Annotated in this window: 1 pseudogene; it reads left to right on the top strand. The window is 56.5% G+C overall.

The features are described 5' to 3' along the window. Positions 1–345: 345 nt before the first annotated feature. Positions 346–2,242 (top strand): annotated as a pseudogene (locus FBQ85_29425) (hypothetical protein).

The following is a 2,242-nucleotide window of genomic DNA, read 5'->3' as shown; positions in this document are numbered from 1 at the left end:
CCAGCGCGAGCAATTGATCGACAAAATTCTCATGCTGGCCGCGGCGCAAAACTACAAAGAAACGTTTGTGCATCTGCGCCTGACCGGCGAGGCGGAGCCGGCATTGCGCCTGGAGCTTGATCTCATTAGCAACCGCGTCGAAAAAGAATTCGGGTTTTTGTATTTGGAAAATGGCACACGCCCGGCGCTGGACTTGCAAGCGCTGGCCAGCGAGCCCACGGTGCGCGGCGCATTTCTTCGTGATATGCTGGCAGCCCTGGAAAAACAACCGGAGAAAAAAAATCTTTATCACGAAGCTTTGAGTTATGGCTTGCAGGCGTTTGAACATGAGGATATCACGCTGCGATGAAACTCCTTGAACTTCATCTCAAAGCTTTTGGCTGTTTGATTGATCGCAATTGGCATTTCCATCCGCAGGTCAATGTCATCTACGGTCCGAATGAAGCCGGCAAATCCACGTTGCAGCAGGCGATTGTGGCGCTGCTCTACGGCTTTTACGACAATCAGCGCGCGCTGGCGCGCGAGCGCGAGGCGCATGCCCGATTTCGGCCGTGGCGCAACGGCGGCGATTACGCCGGCAGCCTGCACTATCACCTGGCAAACGGCGCGCGTTTGAACGTGCATCGCGATTTTTCTCAGGAAGAAGTAACCACGCAATTGTTTGACGGCGTGACCGGCGAGGATGTAACCGCGAAATTCAGCCGCGGCCGCCACGGGCGCGTAGATTTTCTCGAGAAGCAAATCGGCATGTCGCGCCAGGTGTTTCTCGCCACGGCGTGCATTCGCCAGGGCGCCTTGCAGCGCTTGTACACCCGCGAGGCGAGCGCGGTCTCGGATGCGATTTTGCGGTTGCTCGATTCCGCGGTGACGGAAACTTCGGCGGAGCGCGCGCTCGAACGTCTCGACCAGAAAATGCGCGAGCTGGGCAGCGATCGTTCGCAAAAAACGATGCTGGCGTTGGCGCGCGCGCGGCTTGATGATCTGCATGAGACACATGCCCTGCGCCTGGCCACGCAGAAAGCGGTGCAGGACGATTATGAAAAAGCGGAAATGCTGGCGCTCGAAATCGACGAGCTGGCCGCCCAAGCGACCACGCTTGATCGCCAGATTTTGCTGGTGCAAAGCGAATTGTTGCGCCGGCGCTTGCACCGCTATCAAGTGAACGAAGGCCAGCGCGAAAAGCTCGATGCGGAAATCGCGGAGATGATGCTGTTCGACGCGTTTCCGATGAATCGCAAAGAAGAGTTCTTCAAGCTGCGTGATGAGTATCTCTATCTCGAGCGGCATTTGCAGGGGCTGGCGAACGAGGCCAACAGTGTCGAGCTGCGTTTGATGGCCATGGCGGAAAAGAACAAGCATTTGCAAACGCTGGAACACTTGTGGGAAAAATCGTCCATTGAAGATTTTCGCGTGTTGTATCAACGCTGGCAGGAAAAATACAACGAATCGATTGAAGCCGGCAACCGCGCCAGTGATGCGGACCAGGCATTCGCGCAGGCGGGCTTGAAAGAAGAGGATCGCCGGGCGCTGGCCGATTTGACGGACCATGATATGGAGAGATATAAAGCGCTGGAGGCGCAGTTGCACCAGGCCGAAGAAGAGGTGGCGAAGGTGCGGCAGGAACACGATCTTTTTCATCGCAACGTTGCCTATTGGCGCCGCGTGCTTGGCTTTGCCGGCGTGGTGGCAGGCGTTTCGCTGTTGTATGTTCTGGCTTCCGCCAGCGACACCAGTTTCGACTTCTCGAATATGCTGGTGTTCGGCCTGGGCGTGATCATTTTGGTGATCGTGGTGGTGTCCAACATTCAATGGAACAGCCGCAGCCGCGCGCTGAATTTCAATCTCGTCAGCGTCGAAGAAAAATTCATGATCAAACGCGACGAGTTGCACAGCGTGCAGTTGCGCTTTGGCGTGGAAACCATGGCCGATCTCGCGCAGCGGCGCGCGCACCACGCCTCGTTATCGACCTTCAAGCAGACCTATCAAAAGCTGGAAGCTGAGCGCAGAAAAATCGAAGATGATTTGCAGCCGTGGATGATGGCGCTCAGTTTCAGCTATGTCGGCCCGGATTCGCTGCCAGCCGCGGAAAAAGCTTTGGAAGAAAGCTACAAAATATGGAGTGAAGGCAAATCCCTGCGCCACCGCCAGCGAGAAATCGTGATGCAGCAAAGCGAAGCCACGACGAATCTCGCCAAGGCGCGCTGGCAGCTCGACGAACTGCTGCGGCTGGCGCACATTGATG

Source organism: Cytophagia bacterium CHB2, assembly GCA_030263535.1.
Taxonomy (GTDB): Bacteria; Zhuqueibacterota; Zhuqueibacteria; order Zhuqueibacterales; family Zhuqueibacteraceae; genus Coneutiohabitans.
The sequence above is the reverse complement of the archived record's forward strand: the minus strand, read 5'-3'. Positions and strand labels throughout refer to the sequence as shown.